17 protein-coding genes are annotated in these 18,179 nt (G+C 61.4%); 4 read left to right on the top strand and 13 right to left on the bottom strand.

Going from position 1 to position 18,179, the window contains the following annotated elements; all coding sequences use genetic code 11:
- Window positions 1–71: 71 nt before the first annotated feature.
- The 12 genes from QMO76_RS04195 to QMO76_RS04140 form a co-directional block, all read right to left on the bottom strand.
- Entirely contained in the window at window positions 72–476 is a 405-nt protein-coding gene (locus QMO76_RS04195) for a helix-turn-helix domain-containing protein (RefSeq protein ID WP_306359831.1), read from the bottom strand.
- Between the two features lie 111 nt (window positions 477–587).
- Entirely contained in the window at window positions 588–1,241 is a 654-nt protein-coding gene (locus QMO76_RS04190) for an antirestriction protein ArdA (RefSeq protein ID WP_306359830.1), read from the bottom strand.
- Window positions 1,242–1,293: 52 nt separating this feature from the next.
- Window positions 1,294–1,749 carry a hypothetical protein gene (locus QMO76_RS04185; protein WP_306359829.1) on the bottom strand — a complete coding sequence of 152 codons (456 nt, stop codon included), beginning with the start codon at window positions 1,747–1,749 and terminating at the stop codon, window positions 1,294–1,296.
- 114 nt (window positions 1,750–1,863) lie between these two features.
- On the bottom strand, window positions 1,864–2,280 hold the full coding sequence (locus QMO76_RS04180; RefSeq protein WP_306359828.1) for a hypothetical protein: 417 nt from the start codon (window positions 2,278–2,280) through the stop codon (window positions 1,864–1,866).
- 84 nt (window positions 2,281–2,364) lie between these two features.
- Window positions 2,365–2,997, bottom strand: coding sequence for an MT-A70 family methyltransferase (locus tag QMO76_RS04175; protein WP_306359826.1), 633 nt, complete (start codon window positions 2,995–2,997; stop codon window positions 2,365–2,367).
- On the bottom strand, window positions 2,994–4,028 hold the full coding sequence (locus QMO76_RS04170) for a replication-relaxation family protein (RefSeq protein ID WP_306359825.1): 1,035 nt from the start codon (window positions 4,026–4,028) through the stop codon (window positions 2,994–2,996). Before QMO76_RS04170 ends, QMO76_RS04175 begins: the two co-directional genes overlap by 4 nt.
- The gene (locus QMO76_RS04165; RefSeq protein WP_306359824.1) at window positions 4,025–6,211 is read right to left on the bottom strand and encodes a type IV secretory system conjugative DNA transfer family protein; all 2,187 of its coding nucleotides are present in this window, start codon (window positions 6,209–6,211) and stop codon (window positions 4,025–4,027) included. The genes QMO76_RS04170 and QMO76_RS04165 overlap by 4 nt, the downstream gene beginning before the upstream one ends.
- Window positions 6,198–6,449 (bottom strand): hypothetical protein, encoded by a 252-nt coding sequence (locus tag QMO76_RS04160; protein ID WP_306359823.1) that lies wholly within the window; start codon window positions 6,447–6,449, stop codon window positions 6,198–6,200. The genes QMO76_RS04165 and QMO76_RS04160 overlap by 14 nt, the downstream gene beginning before the upstream one ends.
- Before the next feature lie 200 nt (window positions 6,450–6,649).
- Window positions 6,650–6,850 carry a hypothetical protein gene (locus QMO76_RS04155; protein ID WP_306359822.1) on the bottom strand — a complete coding sequence of 67 codons (201 nt, stop codon included), beginning with the start codon at window positions 6,848–6,850 and terminating at the stop codon, window positions 6,650–6,652.
- A complete protein-coding gene (locus QMO76_RS04150) occupies window positions 6,847–7,839 on the bottom strand; it encodes a DNA cytosine methyltransferase (RefSeq protein WP_306359821.1) in 993 nt (330 codons plus the stop codon). The genes QMO76_RS04155 and QMO76_RS04150 overlap by 4 nt, the downstream gene beginning before the upstream one ends.
- A gap of 2 nt (window positions 7,840–7,841) precedes the next feature.
- A complete protein-coding gene (locus QMO76_RS04145) occupies window positions 7,842–9,299 on the bottom strand; it encodes a hypothetical protein (RefSeq protein WP_306359820.1) in 1,458 nt (485 codons plus the stop codon).
- Between the two features lie 60 nt (window positions 9,300–9,359).
- Window positions 9,360–10,337 (bottom strand): OmpA family protein, encoded by a 978-nt coding sequence (locus QMO76_RS04140; RefSeq protein ID WP_306359819.1) that lies wholly within the window; start codon window positions 10,335–10,337, stop codon window positions 9,360–9,362.
- Window positions 10,338–10,800: 463 nt separating this feature from the next.
- Here QMO76_RS04140 and QMO76_RS04135 point away from each other — a divergent pair, with 463 nt between their 5' ends.
- A complete protein-coding gene (locus QMO76_RS04135; RefSeq protein WP_306359818.1) occupies window positions 10,801–11,790 on the top strand; it encodes a hypothetical protein in 990 nt (329 codons plus the stop codon).
- A 27-nt stretch (window positions 11,791–11,817) separates the two neighbouring features.
- Here QMO76_RS04135 and QMO76_RS04130 read toward each other — a convergent pair whose 3' ends face one another.
- On the bottom strand, window positions 11,818–15,735 hold the full coding sequence (locus QMO76_RS04130) for a hypothetical protein (RefSeq protein WP_306359817.1): 3,918 nt from the start codon (window positions 15,733–15,735) through the stop codon (window positions 11,818–11,820).
- A 144-nt stretch (window positions 15,736–15,879) separates the two neighbouring features.
- Between QMO76_RS04130 and QMO76_RS04125 the strand changes: the two genes are divergently transcribed.
- From QMO76_RS04125 to QMO76_RS04115, 3 genes are all read left to right on the top strand, one after another.
- Entirely contained in the window at window positions 15,880–16,329 is a 450-nt protein-coding gene (locus tag QMO76_RS04125; RefSeq protein ID WP_306359816.1) for a hypothetical protein, read from the top strand.
- Between the two features lie 280 nt (window positions 16,330–16,609).
- A complete protein-coding gene (locus QMO76_RS04120; protein ID WP_306359815.1) occupies window positions 16,610–16,837 on the top strand; it encodes a hypothetical protein in 228 nt (75 codons plus the stop codon).
- A complete protein-coding gene (locus tag QMO76_RS04115; protein WP_306359814.1) occupies window positions 16,834–18,177 on the top strand; it encodes a hypothetical protein in 1,344 nt (447 codons plus the stop codon). Before QMO76_RS04120 ends, QMO76_RS04115 begins: the two co-directional genes overlap by 4 nt.
- The last annotated feature ends 2 nt before the right edge of the window (window positions 18,178–18,179 follow it).

Genomic DNA, 18,179 nt, shown 5'->3' with positions numbered 1-18,179 from the left:
GCCTTGGTGTTTGTACTATTTGAGGTTCTCCTTTCTCTTGGTATTAGCGATCTTGGGGATAATGCGCCTCATTAGGTGCGGTCGTGGCGGCTGTGCACGTGGTCGTGCGAGCTATTCAGCAGGATCCGGTGCCGCTTCGTGACGGCCTCGATGGCGTCGAAGACCTCGCGGGCAATGTCGGGACTGACGTCGTGGTACGTGACGCGGATCCGTGGCGTGCGGACTAAGTTCTTCGCGCGCGGCATCCCCCCTGTCAGATCGAAGAGCTCGTCGGCGGGAATGCCCAGCGCCTCGGCGATCGCTCGAAGGCACTGTGGAGTGGGGTGAGCGAAGACGCCCTGTTCAATGCGGCTCACGGTCGAAGGGTTCAACCCCGCGCGTCCGGCCAGGTCCTTGCCGCTCAGCTTCAGTGCACGCCGCCTCTCCGTGATTCTGTCTGCTAATTGGGTGGCCGTGTTCGTTTTGGTTAAAACCATTGCAATTCTCCTTTATTTCCAATTTTAAGAATAACTCCAAAATTGCGCAATTACAATTTATTTCTGGAAAAATGGCGAATTGTGAACAGGGTGCGATCTAAGCTATGGCATCTATTGGTTGGCGTCGAAGACCCATACGCCGCCAGTATCAGCCGGAACCGTCGTGATGGCGCCGCGCTGAAGCATTGCCTGGCCAATCGCTTCGTAGTCGATGTGAACGAACGCACGGATTGCTTCTGGAGCTGCCAGACGGAGCTGGTCGAGGATTCCCTGCCGCATGAGGAGCGTGCACGCGAACGCGGCAAGGCTGTCGTGGTGTCCGCGATAGGTCCTGTTGAAGGCGCCGAACTGAGCCGGATCGTGTTCGCAAGCGGCTGCCCAGGCCGCAAACGCTGCCCCGTGCTTGGTGATCCCTTGGGCGACCGCCGCAAGCAGTTCGACGGTCTGGACGCCTTCCAATCCGATCGCGCCGGTGGTGACGCCGAAGCTGCCGAAGTCTTGGTAGTCCCATATGCAGAGCGGGTGTTCGACCTCCTCCTGCTCGAAGACGGCATATAGCTCAGCGCGGATAAGGGCAGGGTCGCGCGCCATGTCGAACCACGCGCCGTCGGTCAGTTCGGCCCGCAGTGGTAAGCTGCGGGTGACGTATATGCGTGGCAGAAGCCGCCGTTTGGATTCATAGCCTCGCTCAACGTCCGGCGTGGCGGAGCCGATATCAGGCTCGTTCTCATTGCTATTGGGAATCTGTGGAAACTGTTCATGCATAGATCACCTCCTTTCTGGTATTCGTCTCAGTCGGCGATCGGACGGCCCGGATTCATGGACTCTGCTCGGTCCCATGGGTTCCGGACTTGCCTCTTCGCTCGTGCCGCACGAGTGCGCCGCGGACGATGTCAGAGGCCAGCGCATCGACGATCCCCTGAAGATCGCCAGTGGTCAGCTCCTCATAGGATGCAGCGAGCTCCAGAACGTGGCTGGCTACGGCGTCGGTTCGGGCGTCGAGGATGCGCGGATCAGCGCTGACGTCAGGAGTGAGCGCATGGAGTCGGTAAACCTGTTGCCGCGCAACGGAAACGGCGAGTGCCCATGCTTCCTCTGGCTTCCGGCCGACCGTGTCGTACACGCTCTGAAGTAGAGCGTCGCCCACCGCCCAGGTGAGTTGGAACTCGTTCGGATGAGGCGTTTCAGCCCCCGACGCGGCGTCCGCGTCCGTGTCTATGGGTCGCAGGTTCTCGGGTGAATTAGGCTGTGGGTCATATCTTTTCTCGCTCATCGCACCTACTTTCGGGGTTAGGGTTTCTTGGTATTGGCCAGGCGGACAACGGAGAGGGGATGGCCCCTCGTCCGCTGTCCGCTGGCCTTGTCACCGGGGTGAGCTGAGAACTGCTCAGCTGTCCGTTGGTTCGCCGTCCGGCCGCTGTCCGCTGCGGCGGCCTCGTCCACGGCGGCTGCCTGGCGGCTGTTCGCCCTCCGCCATGTCGCCCCCGGAGTCCGAGGCGTCCGTCATCGAGTCGGTGGCACTCTCGTCGTCAACTACGGGTGGTGGCAGTGGGGTCTCGGTGAACAGGTTGTTGATTGCCGCCTGTCGGGCACGTGCCTCTTCCTCAATCGCGGCGCGGGCGGCGTTGGCCCTAGCCATGAGGTCGGGGTCGTTCTTAGCGGCCTCGATCCAGGCGTCGACGGCGAGGAGGCACTCAACCTTCAGGCTGGTACCCCTGAGCTCGGCAATCCACGTCAGTTGAGTGTGCCGGGCGGTATCGATCCGGATTGCCAGGGTGACTTCCCTGTTCGAACTTTCGGACATCGCAATCTCCTCGGTGCGAGCGGCCGGCAAGCGCTTGAGTGCGCTTACGACAACGGCCGCAGGACACCGACGAGGGCACTGGGGCTATCCGCTGGGCTCGGGCGGGGCGGCGGATGGACCGTGCGCCCTGCTGTGGGCGTGTCGGCGGTCGGACGGCACCGGGTAACCGGGAATAACAATGTCCGAGTTGATTTCGTTGCCCCAGGCATCCCACCCCGGCTGCCGCCGGCGAGCGAACAGTTCGAGGTACGGGCCGCGGCTGACCCGCTCGATGATCGCGTATTGCTCTTCGGGCTTGTGGCTGTGGTCCTGGATCGGCGCAAACATCCACGTCGGCTGAGAACGGTAGTGGACTGGGGCTCGGCCGCGGGTGCCGAAAATCAAGTGTTCGGTGGCATTCCGGAGATAATTGCCCAGGTGAAAGCGGGGCTTGATCCATGTGAGCGGTGAGCGGTAGGTGAACCCCCATGCCGACATGACGTCGTAGCCCGCGCGCCACGATCCGTTGGTGACCCACAGCCACAGGTGGGCGTTGTCCTCCGCGAGGTCGGCGACCGGCATGGCGGCGATCTGGTCGACGGTCATCAGTGGGTAGTGCCGGATCGCTCCGCGTCCACCCGCCTGATCGATGTTCCATGGCGGGTCGGCCAGGATGGTGCGATAGCGTTGCGGATACGGCGAATCTTCCTGTGGTTGAGTTTCTCTGGTCGTTGTCATACGTCGCCTACTTTCTGCATAGCGGCATTTAGCTGGTCGGGTGCGATGACCCGGAACAGGTCGGCTCGCAGCGTTCGGTCCCTGTCAATCGCCTCGCGCAGGGCGGTGCGCCGCCGTTCGGCGTTCGCTTCGGGATTGGCGGCTATGCACCAGATCACCAGCGGGAAGGCCCCGTCGCTTTGCTCTTGTTCGATACCTTGACGCCGGTACGCCTCGTACTCTCGACACTTCCGAAGGAGGGTCGGGATACTCTCAGTGCCCCTGTCGATCTCGACGAAAGCTGCATCGACGAACTCGCTGCCGGGCGGCGCCGCGGTCTCGGCGAAGAGGTCGGGCTTGAGTGTCAGCCGGGCCCCACCGATGCCGACGTATGTACGCCAGGCGGTGGGCTCGATGTCGCAGCGCAGCAGTTCCAGCTGTCCTTCGCGGTGAGCCTGTACGAGCGCGACGTGCGCCTCCGCGACGGCCAGCTGATGGTCGAGGAACCGCTGCGTAGGCTCATGGAAGCGGCGGCGAGCCGTTGTCCCTCGGTCGGCGCGCAGGAGGCGCTCGCCAACTTGGTCGACGTAGTACACGATGCCGCTGCTGCCAGCCCGGTGTCCGCCCACCCGCCGGGACAGCCGCTCCACCAGTCCCTCGCGTCGCAGCCGGGCCAGCACGCGCTGTGCCGAGCGCAGGCCGCTCGCTGTGGGCAGTTCACCGAAGTGCAGCACTTGGATATGCGGCACGGTCAGGAACCGGTGTTCGGCCACCGATCTGAGGATCGACCAGTCACGTTCGCTGAGTGCACGAGCGAGGGCGTCGAGGTCACGTACCGGGCGACGGCCGCGTTGCTGACGGTGGGGTGTGGTGCCCGTATGGGCACCATCATTCGCGTCCAGCAGCGACGCCAACTCGTTTGTGACCGGCGCAGATGGGGGAGCGGTGGTCGATGCGGCACGAACACCGGGACGAATACCGCTACCAGATGTAGTTTCTACGTCGCTTTCGCCTTCTCCGAGCCCGGGGTGGCGTAGTCCTTCTATCGTCATGCTTGTCTCCTTCGCCGCCGGGACGTACCGCCCGTGTCGCCGTTCACTTGATCGAGCAGCTCGGCGAATCCGGCTTCGATCTCATCGAGCGGTTGGCCGTAGCGTTCGCGGCTGAGACGCCGGATCTCGTTCGGATCGCTGGCTTCCGGGGGCGGCGGCAAGGTGATGCCGGAAGCCCAGGGCTGGACCGTGTTGTCGCGCATCAGGTTCACGTACACGTGGTGGGCAGGCAGGGCGCCGAAGTCTTCGGGCGTGAGCACGGACTGTCCGGTCGCCATGTCCTTGGCGTCGCCGGCTTGAAGCTGGAAGGTGATGCGGCTTCTCGCGTTGTTCCGGAAGGCGTCGAGCATCGCGGGCGGCAACTGCTTCTGGTACTGATGCGCCAAATGGAACCCGGCTCGCAAGGACCGTGCGGTGGCCAGCGCGTCGCCCAAATCTGTTGGGAGCCGGAGATAATCCTGGACTTCGTCGATGTAGATCATGACCGGTGTTCGGGTTGTCTCCGGTGTGCCGGCCCGTTCGCGGATCGCCTGCCACAGTTCAGCGAGGATGATCGCACCAAGCAGTTGTGCCGCCTCCGGCCCGATGACGCCCTTCTGGAGCGGCACCAGCAGCACTTTGTTCTCGCGCAGCACCTGCCGGATATTGAACTTTGGATTACGCTGCGCCAAAACGGCTCTCAGCTGCTTCGTCAAGAGCGGACGGAGCTTGTTGCTCAGTGGCGCGATCTTCGTGTCCACCGCCTCCGGCGACAGCGAGTCGAACCACGCCCAGAACGGCCCGGCCGCGAACGGATCCTCTCGGATGACCCGCTGGGTCAGGGAGCGTCGGAACCCTGGATTCGTCAGCAGCAGCGGCAACATCGTCAAGCTGGCGTCGTCGCGCTTGGCTAACACCTCCAAGGAGTTTCGGAGGATGTCGGCCGAGCGCGGGCCGAGGTCGCCGTGGATGGCGTGGATGGTGCCGAACAGCGAGTCGGCGATCACCTCGGGTGTGCGGCCCTCGCTGTGTGCCAAGGGATTTATGCCGACCGGTGCTTCGTCGAGCGGATCGAGGAGCACAATGTCGCCGGCCCGCTCATCCGGGATGCGCGCCAAGATGTCGGATACGAGGTCCTTGGGCTCGATCACCACCACCGGCCGCCCCGCTTCGAGGTCCTGGACGATCAGGTTGAGAAGCAGCGTCGATTTGCCGGTGCCGTTCGGCCCGATTACCCAGGTATGACGCATGCTGTCGAGCACGTCGTACCCGATGGTGCCCGTCACGCCCGGCGCGTTGGCCTCCGCGATCACCCGCTCACCACTGAGTAGTGCAGGGGTCGGGCGTACCGGCTTCGGATGCAACGGCGGTTGGCCGGGGAAGCGCTCGTCGTGATCGCTGACCGGCCACGCGAGGAGGTGGCTCACTTCCGGCACGCTGAGCGGCTGCCCCGGAGCGAGAACTGACCAGACGGCCTTGGGTTCGTTGATATTCCCGGCCTTCTCGTTCGCCAGTTTGAAGTGAACCCCGGCGGTCTCGACCGTCCCGATGGCGGCGGCCAACCCAAGCAGCATCGACTTCCGCCGTTCCGCGGCACTGGCCGTGACGCCGATACGTATGAGGGCCGAGAACCCGTGCTGGCCGAGCTTGCGTGCGATGGCCTGCTTGGCGTTCGGGCGCCGGTCAGGCAGCAGGCCGTGCCAGACTTTCGATGCCATCGACTGGTGCCCGCCGTCCGGGCCGGATACCGGAGGTAGCATCGGCTGTCGGCGCGGACCCAGCACGACTTGAATCACCAGGCACTCATCGTGTTTCACCACGGTGAGGGCGGAGAGGATAGATCGGCTGGAAGCCACCCGGTCGACCGGTTCCAGGGGCCAGTCCGTCGCGGTCAGCTTCAACCGGCGGGTGGTGACGGTGTCGCCGCGCTCGACGGCATCGAACGGCGTGACGACCGCGCCCGGCACCATCTGCTCGACAGACCGCCGGACGTTAGGTGCGTGCCGAAGCTGGCTGCCGACCAGGTATTCCACGCCATCGACGGTGGAGCGGGCTTCAAGGATCAGCTGTGGGGCGTGCTTTTGCGCCGCCCAGTGGCGGAGCAGCGACGTTGCTGCTCCTTCACGGAATGGGCTGGGCCAGAAGAGGAGCTGCCAGACGAGGGTGTCGCTCGTGAATTCGGTTTCCTGGCTATTCGTTGTCATTGTCGGCCTCCTTTCCGTCGGATACGTCCGCGCTCGCTGATCCTGAAGGGATGTCCTCGCTGTTCGGTTCGGCCGTGGCCTGCGTCCTGATGCCCATGGCGATCATGGCGCGGCTGAGTTTCTGCAGGTCGGGGCGCTGGTGCTGCACCTCCTCGATCACGATGTGCTTCTCAGGCTTAGGCTTGCGGCTGCGTTCGCGGGCAGCGCGCCGGTAATTGGGTCGTCCGGTTTTTGACATAGCAGTCCTCCATGAGGGATTAGTTGGTAAAACTGAGTTCGGCGTATGGCCGATCTATGGCGAATTGCCTTTGCGCAACTGCACTGTCTCTAATATGTTTTGCTTTTGCGCACTAAACAATGTTTGATGCAAAAAGCACTACATCGAAACGAATGCCGCTATATGGGGTAACAGCGCGAATGTCCGAGGAATCAACACTGTCACCATCCGGCACGCATTCGGCGCCAGATAGCGATGCCGCCGATCACGACGGCGACCAGCCCGATCACGCCCAGGACCACCGCCAGCGCCGGCCACATCGACTGGATGAGGCTGACTGCGAAGTAGATCGCGAGCACGCCGAGCAAGACGGCGACGCAGCCCCGTTTGAACTTCTCGGCAACGTTCAGGTCGTCGCTCATCGCTGTGCCCGATCCGCTTGCTGGGTTTCCGTCGACGCTTCCGCCCGGAGCCGGCCCAGGGCTTTCGCGATCTCCCGGGCGGTCGCGGCAACGGGCGCGATCGCAACTGCGTTTCCGAGTTGCCGGAGCGTCTGGGCGTTGCTTACCGGAAACACGAAGTCCTCCGGGAATCCCTGCATCCGCCGGATTTCGTCGATGCCAATTTGGCGGACGCTCCCGTCGACCAAGTAGTGGGACCAGTTGTAGCGCGAGCTGAACGGTTTGGCGTAGCCGCTGGCCAGGATGGTCTTGCCGATCTTCCTGTGACAGTCGCCGTTGAGTAGGTCATCCATCGTGACCACCAGCGGTACCGGGCTGGGGAAACGAAACCGCGTCGACCGGCGCCGGAACCCCACCATGAACAGGCGGGGACGAAGCTGCGGCAGCCCGAAGTCACAGGCCCGCAGCACCTTCAGGTGCAAGGCGTAGCCGAGATGATCGGTCAGAAGGGACTTCATGACATCGACGGTTCGTCCGCCGTCGTGGGTTAGCAGCCCCCTGACGTTCTCCAGGAAGAACGCCATTGGACGCGTGGCATCCAGGATGCGCACGATATCGAAGAACCCCGTCCCCCGCGTGTCGTCAAACCCCCGCCGGACGCCAGATTCGGAAAATGGCTGGCAAGGAAATCCCGCTGTGAGCACGTCGTATTTTGGAAGATCCCGGGCATCTACCTTGCGGATATCGCCGACGAATTGCCCATCACCGAACATCTTGGGATAGCGCTGGTGGAAGTTCGCTTCGAATGTCTTCCTCGCTGCGGGGTTGCTTTCGCTGGCGAAGACAGTGGAAGCGCCGAGCGTTTCGAACCCCAGGGAGAATCCGCCGATACCGGCATAGAGCTCAGCGACTTTCAGCGGCTCCGAAGCGGCTGGTCGGCATGACTGTCGGCGCGTCAGCGCCTTGATACCCGCAGGAATCGGTCCACTACCGCTGGGACGTGGGTTCATGCCTACCACTCCCCACCGAGATCATCGGCGGCGTCGTCCGGCTCGGTGGGGGCAGTCGATACCGGCGCCGGGCGCCTAGGCGCGGCCGTGGACGGCGTGCCCTTGGTGGCCGTGCTGTCCGCGGCCATCAGCTCGTCCAGCCGCTCCATCAGTCCGATCAGCACCGAGCGGTCGACACCGACGAACGGCCGGAGCAGGTTGGCGTTCGGGCTACCGTCCTGGTTCGCGAACACCGCCTCCGGTCCGCACCCCTGGTGGTACGACCGGGCCAGCAGCCGCACTCGGTCTGCGCCCTTTATCGGCGCGCCCATCTTGGCGAGCGTGGCGCCGAGGACGCGCTCGGCCTTCAGTTTGAGCGGCGGCAACTGCGCCGCGAGACCATCGCACTGGCGCTGCAGCGCCATCCGCTGCTGCTCGATGGGTTCCAATTGCATAGCCAGGTGGCCGATCTCGTCGGTCTGAAGCGAGCCGTCGCGGTACTTGGTGGCGAAGACCACCACGTTCACCACGATGACGATGAGCGCGAAGAACACGCCCAGGACAGCCGCGCCGGTGATCCCGCCGCCCGCAGCCATGCTGTCCGTCACGATCCGGTACGCCATCACCACTCCGGCGCCGACCGTCGTCATGGTCGCCAAGCTGAGGAACAGCACCGGCACGAGGCGCGCGGGGCCATCGGGCAGGGAGACGCCTCCGTGTTCGTCCTTGTAGCCCTTGAGATCCCGGCCAAAGAACTTTAGGCCGACCGCCACGGCCGCAGTGCCAAGGAGCGCGAAGACGATAGCCGTGATGAGCGGGACCAAGCTTTCGCTCCAGGCCGTACCGTCGCCGGAAGCCAGTCCGGCCATGTCCACGTTGAACACCTGGCTGGCGAAGTACAGCAGCACCGGGAAATCCAGCAGTGCCGCCCAGGTCGAGAAGCGGTGCGCCCAAGCTGGCACCCGCCGGTGCTTCAAGCTGCCCGCGTCGCGCTCCGTGGTGATCTTCGCGCTGACGGTCTTCATGCGTTCGGCGGCCTCGCGTACCGGCATGACGTCGCCGTTGAAGCCGGTGACGGGCAGGTCCTCCAGGCGATCGAGTTCGGCCCGTGCCGTGGTCATTTCGCCCCGGATCCCGGCAGCGGCGTCCAGCAGGTGGCCGAGCTGGTCGGCACCCTGGTCGCGTGCCTCCTCGGCCGCCAGCATGCCCTTGCTCATCACCAGGGCTTCCATCTGGCTGAAGGTGTCGGGCTCACGCGGTTCGCCGATGCGCTGCTGCTCACCGGCCAGCGCGAGCACCTGGGGTAGCCAGTCGCGCGGGATCGGGCTGCCGGTGGCGAGGGACAGGGCGATGTTGCGCTTCGGTATGGATGGCGGCGATGCCGCACCGGTGCCCGTCGCCGACGGCGTGGTGATCGCGCCGGGCAGCACCTCGGGGTGATCGACGTTCCCAGTACTGGGCGCGGTGGGCTGGATGGTCATGGTGGCTCCAATCTGGTTGGGGGATAGGGGTTCTGAGGGGACCGATGTAGTCGGCAGATATCACCGGCCGCCGCGGTGGAAGAAGGTAAGCTCCACGCGCCGGTTCTGCTGCGCGGCCGTCTCGACAAAGACGCCGTCCACGATGTTCGGCACCACTGGTTCGCTGGCGCCCTTGCCGGTGACGCTGCCGATCTGGTCGCGCCGAAGGCCAAGGGCGAGCAGGCGATCCGCCACCGCCCGAGCGCGGCGACCGGCGAGGTCGTTGTGGTCGTCACCGTCGCCGGTGTCCGCGATGTGCCCGGTGACGTCGATAGACTGGACGCTGCAGCGGGTGGCGGCCTGGACGATCGGGCGGAGAGCATCGTCGGCGTCGGCGGACAGGAGCGCGCTGTCCGGCGCGAAGCGCAGCACGTCGGTCAAGCTGGCCCAGACCGGGCAGCCCTCTTCGGTGACGGCGTCGGGCACCGGCACCACCGGCACGGGCATGGTGGCCACTGGCGCCGCTGCGGACGGCATGTCGTGCGCGACGGTGCAACTGGCTGCCCCAGCGCGCTGGCAAATGCCCACCCACAGCTGCTCGACCAACTGCCGCGCGAACGGTGGCAAGCCGGGCTGTGATCCGGCCGCGACGCCCAAGCCGTGGAACGTCACGTGACGGCCCGCGAGGTTGGGCAGATGCCCTTGCCGGGCGACGCTGTCGATGACGCTCTGCACGTTGGTGTTCCAGTCGATGATGCGCAGGTCGACCGGTGCGACTGTGCTGATGCCCGAGGAGAGGACATGCAGCTCGCCGGGCAGCTGACTGGCACGGTCGAGCAATCCGAGGAGATCGAGGCCGGGCCGGTCGGCACGTACATCGGCCACTGTGTTCGCCAGCTCACGCACCGAGGCGGCGATCTGGCGGTCGGCGTCGGCTGCGGCGTGCTGCACCTGGCCGTTGGGGCGGAGCGGCGTCAGGTCGTTGATGGTGATGTCGCCGGTGGCCGAGAACACCACGCGCACAGTGGCGTCGCCGGTGCGCCTGGACTGTTTGGCCATGTCGGCCAGTGCTCCAGCGATTGAATCCGGGAGGGTGACGCGAGGTTCGGCGCGGGTCGCCGTGGCCACGATGGTGACGGAGGGTTGTGAGTCCGCAGGCGCCGCGGTACAGCCGACCAGGCTGAGGAACCCGGGTAAACTCGCGAATAGTGCCAGCAACGAAAGAACCGCGTGTAGCGCAGACGAATCGGCAGTCGGGCGCGAAACAAGCTGGCAAGCAGCAGCGTCCGATGAGGACTCCAGGTAGGTGTGATGAGACATGCAGCATTCCGCCTTCCGAGATATGCCGGTGGTATGCGAGCTGCCAATGCTTGTCGCGATTTGCGGTGCAGCTCTGGCTGAAACGCTACGAAGCTGCAGGTCAGAAAGCAGGCGTGTGAGATGGCGCTGAAGTTGGTGGGAAAGTTGGCGGGTTGCTGCTGCCGTACTGACAACCACTGGTCGGCGGGAACATGATGGCGTCATGACCCGCAGCTATCCTCGCTCTCAACTCCATGAAGCACTGGAGCAGTACGGCCGACGAGGGCGACGCCTATCGGAAGGCCGGATGCTGAGTGTTGACGTGGTGCTGCGCCAGCTCGGCGATGGCACTCTACTTTCCGACCCGGGGTACCGCGAGCAACTTGCGCGCAGGGTCGTCACTGTGTTGCGCTCGCTCATCACGGCAATTGCCGATCCGGTGGACCGGCGCATCGCCGAGGCGGTGTTGGCTGCGACGCCCGAGTTCTACGACAAAACGGTCGAGCAGCGCCGTGCCTTCGTTCGTGAGCACGACCTTGGGTTCACCGACGAACAGTTCAAGACGCGTCGGGCCCGCGTGGTTGGAGACCTCGCGGCCGATCTGACCGCTGCCTTCCGGAACCACACAGAGCCTATGTCGCGCATCTTCATTTCCGGCAGCTACGACGATGTCAGTTGGGATCGTGATGCCACGGAGCTCGGTACAGCGCTGGCCGATTTGCCCGTCAGTCTCATAGCAGGAATGGGCCTGCCGGGTCGACGAGTGAGCTATGCGATGGCTGATGCGCTGGCCGCCAAGGGGATCTATTCACCCACCCGAATCCAGCTTTTTTCCCGCGCGAATGTAACACAGCCCACTGACGCCGATCGCAGGGTCGGCAGCATCGTGTATGTGGGCTCGACACAACAGGAGAAGCGCCGCGAGATGGTGCATCACTCCTCGGTGGTTATCCTGTTCGGCGGCGGAAACGGCACCATGGAGGAGACGAACCTGGCAGAAGAGCACGGTGTTCCAGTGATACCGCTCGCTTTCACCGGCGGTGCAGCGCAGCAGTATTGGGTTTCGCATCGGCATGCGACGGGCGATATTCGGATTGGTGGCCATCCGGTCGATCCGGGTACGTACGCGTTGCTCAATCACGAAGTACACAGTCTGGCTCTGCGCGCAGCGATCGACCTCGTGACACAGGTACTTTACAACCGCAAGCCATGAGTTAGTAGCATCGTAGAACAACCACAATTACTTGATAGCCTCCAAGAGTTCCGGAAACACCCGTGTCCCCAGCCGCCTGTCGTATGTTCTTACGAGATCAATAATATATTCTCGGAGCTGCACAGAAGACGTGCGTGATGCAATCTCTTGCAAGAGTGATCGTATCTCCCGATAGTTTTGCTCGGCGACGGCTTCGATAATGGCTTCCGCGACGTCGTCGTCAAGTTTCGAAGCCACTTCGGTGATCGATCTCGCCGTCGCACCGAATCCGTACCCGCACGCCAAGCGAGCCGCGTTTTGAAGTTCGCGACGCCAAAGGGTGGGGGTTATGCCAAAGAACCCGCCAGTAGACAGCCTGTCAAGATAGTCGAGTATAAACTCGCTCGACTTGGCCGGCGAGTGTCCGCCGAGAAGCGACAGGTATTCGCACACGACGGCGAATCGCGTGCCGTTGACGAAGACCTCGTCATTTCCAAATTCATAAAGTCCCAGCGTGCGTATTATAAGCCAATGCTCGGCTGAGGATTCTGCCCGGATGGTGAGTAGCCTCAATAGAGCTTCCGTACATTTGACAGCCGTCGATATTGGCAGACCCTCCTGGCCCGGTGCGCGAGTGACCGGAGGCGATGCTTCCGGCTCGACGCTGATGTACCGTGTCAGATACGCAACCTGACCATCGACATCCGCTATTTGTGTCTGCTTCCATAGAATTCCTATCAGTGGATTAAGCGCCTCGGGGTCGTCTATCGTGTCCAGTAGCCCTCGCAGCTCATCCCAACTGATATCGAGCCTCACTTTATCCATGATGCTTGCCAGAAGGGCGGTACCTCGTTTTTTCTCATCCGTATCCGTTGTCGCGATAAGGGTTTGACCATAGACGAACAGTGCGGGGGCGACGGCGGCGAGGCTATGGGGATAAAGGTCGGCAGAATTCACAATTTTCTCGATATCGGAACTTCGGGACCTTGTCAGCGCAATAGACAAAACAGCATCGAACACGGCGGCGGTTTTCGGTGCATGCATGGCCATCGTGCCGAATAATACATCGAACTCTTGGTCGGAAAACTTGCTGGCATCCGATGCCATTTTAGCGAGCAGGCGTTGTGCCGAGCGCACCCCGTCATCTGCGGCCATCGGGACGAGACGCAGCATACGTGTATCCGACAACCAATCGGCATTATTCAGCTTACTCGGCAATACACGGCTGAGCAGACCTTCAGGAAGGCTGAACTGTGACAGAAGGTCGAGAATGGCACCTTGACGCCTGGTGACGCGCCCTTTCTGCGCGGACAATCCGATCGTCTTGAGCACAGTTCGCGCCAGCGACTCCAGGGCTCGCGCGCTAGGCGATTCGGATTGAATTATCCTAGGCAAGACTATTGCCACAACAAGATCTCGAATTGCGGGGCTATCTGCGTCAAGCAACGAGCCAATCGCAGGATCGATCCGCTCGTCTCCACCCTCCATTTCTATCACGAATTCTTGTATACCAATAAGCCGGGATTCTACGACTAGATTTGATTCGGTATCATCCGGATGCATGGCATATGAAAGTTGCCGCTCCCAGGACTCGATCGACTCCCAGAAGCCGGCGCGGCGCCACTCGGCAGCTTGGAGCGATCCGAGGCCAACTATGAAGTTCCGGTTCTGGCGCTGTTCATCTGTCGACGATCTAACAATTTCATTGTAAAAATCTACGTCGCCGATCTCTGGCCATTGATCGCGCAAATACTCAAGTTCAATGCGTGCATTGTTTTCGGATCGGATGAGCAGGGCGACCAAGCTGGACCGGACCAGAGACCGCGCGACAGGAGAGATAACTTTTAGAACCGACAGCAGACTACGCTTCAGCCCGACCTCGTCACTTTGACTACTAACGACTTGCACTGGGTCGATATACTCGACAGCGGCGACAACATCCAACGGCGCTCTCATGCCAATTCGAGAGAAAGCCTCTAACACTGTCGACTTCACGGCAGAATCATTGGTCGTCTGCCATATAAGAATAAGCTGGCTGATCGTCATGCCATTACTCTTATTCGCGATCGACGGCAGAACCCGCGCTGCTCTCTGAAGGGCAGAGCTGCCGACTTCACGTAACCGTTCGCGAGGATCTTCAATCAGCTCGTTGTGATACACCCAAGCGACCGATCCAATAGCTTGAATGGAATCACTTCTTGAGCTTATAAGTGAACTCACGACCTCTTGGGCCACAGGCAGGAATATCCGATTGTGTCCAGCAAGGATAAGCGTCTGTTCTAGCGCTGCGCCAACAAACAGGTCTCCGTCGCCAGCCGCCACCCGCTCAGCGATCACACGGAGAACAATCGGTTCGGCGGTAAACAGAATTCCCTTCGCGGCAGCATACTCCAACATTATTTGATGGAAGAACCCCACCAGCGTGTTGTTTCGAACAAGCGTGCCTCGCGACACCAGAATGTCGAGACCTTCACGAACTGTCCTATCCTCATTCTGCGCTCGCGAATCGATACATGCCTGCGTAGAGTCCTCGAAAGCGTCACTCGGCAGATCCGGGGTTCCAGCAATCAGGAGTCCGATACCCGCGTATCCAGCGAATCGGCTCAGATTCTCGGTCGGTCTCGTTTGCAAGGAAGCAGCAGACTCATACCTAGCGTCTCGTACGATTCTGCGCTCCCAATAGGCTCCGAGCAGACCTGTCACGTCAACGTCATCAAGTTCGGGCTCGTTAGGAGAAGAGAGATCAAACAGCATGCGGAGAAGAAGCGGACTTCGGCAGACATTGGCTACGGGAAGCCAACGCGCGTTCGCGTTCAGAATGCGCTCCGCCAACTGGTCGGATGAGGAGTCCGGGCAATAGTGGCGGGCAAGCTTGTGAGCTGCACGATCCAGCTCACGGTTATCATAGGATTCTAAAACAACATGTCGCGCACTGTTGATGTTGATCAGTGCATATTCTTGCGGTCGGGTCGAATAGAGGGCAGCGTAGCCACGGCTCTCGATCGCAGTTATCAGTGAGCGCAGCTCTTGTCTATTATGCTCGTCATGAAGAAGGAGGTCGACGGTATCGAGGAGGAGTATGGGTGTGATGCCAGCTTGCTGGAATTCATCCATTGCTGCGATCAGTTGGCGTTTGAGTTGTTCTTTGTCACGTTGCAATACCCACGCCGCAGACAGCAGTAGTGCCTGAACACCGACTTGTCTGTTAAGACTTCTCTGCAATGACCACAGTAAAGTGCTCTTGCCGGCCCCCGCTTCTCCGACGATGATTCGCGGCCAGGTGTGTAGGACATCGCATACCTGTTTTCGAAGATCGGGCTCAATAGTACGAAAAATATGCAGATTGCCGCCTACGGCAACGTCTTCAACATAGTTTGCCGAGATTACCAACAACTCCCGAGTACCGTCGGACCAGCCGACAGTACGCCGCTGAACAAATTGCCGGAAATCGTTCGGGCGACTGAACACATCGTAGAGCGCGATCGAAAGAATATGTGCATATTCCTTCTTGCGATTTGATCCGCTCTTGGGATGGGGTGCAGCGCCAGCGTTTCGCCTGAGCGCGCGATTCTCACTCCATTTTGCCCAAGAGAATCGACACGCTTGGGAGTTCATACTTATCGTTTTCACGCCATGTGGGTCACATGCAGTCCGAATACTAGCGAAGTCATCGTCCGAAGGGTAGCCATCAAAGAAAAAATAGGCCCTTGCCCCCGCCATCGCCGCAGTGGCCACAATATCCTTCACTGTACCGCTTGTAGAGCCAGCGGCGGCCGTGTACGAGAGGGCAAGTTTGACCGTTTCGAGAAGCCGCTCATCGTCGATGCCTCCCGAGGCAGCGTAAAGACCAATGCGATTCTCGATGATGTCCGCAATATTTGGGCAGGCGTCGGCCGTGAACTTCGACGCGCGCGCACTGAATTGTTCCAGCACATCAGACTCGATGGCAGCCAGGAGATCTCGCACGGCTTGATCATATCACCAGACGTCGAGGCGGCGTTGTGAAATAGTCATCGATTACAGAGATGGGAATTGTACTGCATATTGCATTTTTGTCCTTAATGCGTATTAAGTAACTTCTGGAGGTCGGCCACATCGAGAGGCCGAGGTATGGATTCATCGGATATACTCGCTGATGATCGCAAGATAAACGCCATCGCTGCCTATTTCTGGTCGGTGTGTACGGCGGATGACAGAGAACAACAGCTTTGGATCGCCCGGGGCAACGACCGAACTGGCTTCCTTGCGGACGCCGTCGTTCGCGAATTCACCTGGCTGGCTCAATTTCTCAGGGCTTGGCTTATAAAAAGCCATGGGATGGAGGCTTGCCGTGATTCGTACGAGGTATGCATGGCAGTGTTCGACCGCGCAAAAGAAGTTCACAACGGCGGATCCGGAGGCTTTCGCCGATGGTCGATCCAGTTGACGGATTGCGCGTCTGCGGAAAATGACAGTACAGAACCAGTGTTAGAACGCGAAGAGTTCGAGTCAATTCTACGCGCGACAGCCGCAGAGCGTATCCGGATGTTCGAAACACTCACCACTCTTCGAAAGGAGTAGATAACTTCCGATAGATTACGCATTGCCGATCTCCACCCCGTCTTCTGAGGCGGGGTTTTCGCTTGCCGCCGAAAGTGACTTTGAATCGTGATCGCTCCTTGGTGCACCGTGCTTCGGGATACGCCATAGTCCAGCCACGCTGGTCTACCAGGGCCTTTCCGGTCGTGTTCCAGTCAGTGGGTCGATATTCCACTGATCCTTCCAGTCGACACGATCAACGGCGATGCCGATCGCCATACCGTCGAGCTCGTTCCGTCACCGAGATATCAGAGAGGTAATCGTGACCAACGCGCACGACTCGTCCAGGCCGCCCGCTGATCCTTTCACGATCAATATCCACCTGCTCAACGCTGCTCTCGGTGCTGTCAGCGAACTCACCGCCGAACTGTTGGAGACCGCTGAGCAGCACCGGACTGTCGCGCCGCACCGAGCCGCACAGATGATGGTCCTTGCCAACGTGCTCATGGAGCAGACCGACATCTGGCTCCGGCAAGTAACCCGCGCATGAACATGCGCACCGAGATCACCCCGCAGTGCCCAGCCTGCGGGGTGTCCCTCTCTCCGGACACCGGGCACACCGCGCAGATCGACTGGTGGCTCGAACCGGCGAACATCCTGCCGCCGAATGTCGACCATGAGTCGTTCGGCCTGGAACCCGAGGTCTTTGAAGGGTTCCTCCGCGGCTTCCGCATCGACACCGAAGACAAGGTGCGGACACTCGTTCGGGCGTACGGCGTCGTCCAGCACCACGTCGCGCCCTTCGTGATGAAGGTTGTCGTGGATATGATCCCGGACCTCGTAGCCGCGGTCGATAAGGATCCCACGACGAAAATCGTCGCGAACGGCCGCGACGGTCACGCGTTCGGCTTCGTCCTGGCCGAGCTGATGCCGAATCTCTTCGCCCGCCACGGCGCCAGCATGTATCTACCGCGGCAGCTGGTCGACATTGCACTCCAGGACGCGGAAACCCATGAGGGGAGGGATTTTTCGCATATCGAGGTGTTTCGGAAGCGCCCGACAGTACCTGTCGATCCCACCGACATGCTACGACAGCTCACCGCCTACTTCGAGCAGTACGGCGTCGATGTTGACGCCGGCGGCCAGGATATCCACCTGATAGACATCTGCTTCAGAGGAAGTATCCAGGAGAAGCTGGCCGCCCTGTTCCCCAAGACGGCCTTCTGGGGACACCTCGCGTTATACGAAGCCGTGCCCGAGGATCCGCATCCGGGCACCAAGAAGGGTTATGCGCTCCATCTGGACGTCACCAGCAACCACGAGCGAGGACCGCTGAAGGGACCGCTGCCCGAGGACCTGGAATTGACCTTTCTTCACCAAGATGCCTACGTCGCGATCGAGAGCCTGATCTCAGGAAGCAAGAGCAGCCCAACCCGTTTCGGTGCCAACGGACGTCCCGACGCCCGGCGGCATCGGCACGACCAGCGTCCACTCAGGGGCATCAACCCGGCGCTCGTCGCCCCTGAGTACGCCGATCCGTTGGTGCGCGAAGCGGTCTTGTCCATCAGTGTGATTGCGATCATCCACTATGCCCGTGACCTCGTACCGATCATCACCGCAGCCGGTGCAAGGTGGTACGAATCGGCGCCCGACACCCCGTGGTATGCCGAGCTGGCCCAACATGGTCACGCCCTACGCGACCAGCTCCGCGCATGGATCACCCGATCCGACACCGTTGACCCCGAGTTCGCATGTCTTCTGGACGCTTTCGCTGTTCGCATCAACAAGTACGTAGTCGAGAACATCGACGAACGACTGCGCAGGGCGAACCTGATCGACGCGGAGCGCCACAAGATCTGGCAGGAGATCACCAAGTTGTACCGATCGTGAGC

Source organism: Nocardia sp. CC227C (assembly GCF_030767025.1).
Taxonomy (GTDB): Bacteria; Actinomycetota; Actinomycetes; order Mycobacteriales; family Mycobacteriaceae; genus Nocardia.
The sequence above is the reverse complement of the archived record's forward strand: the minus strand, read 5'-3'. Positions and strand labels throughout refer to the sequence as shown.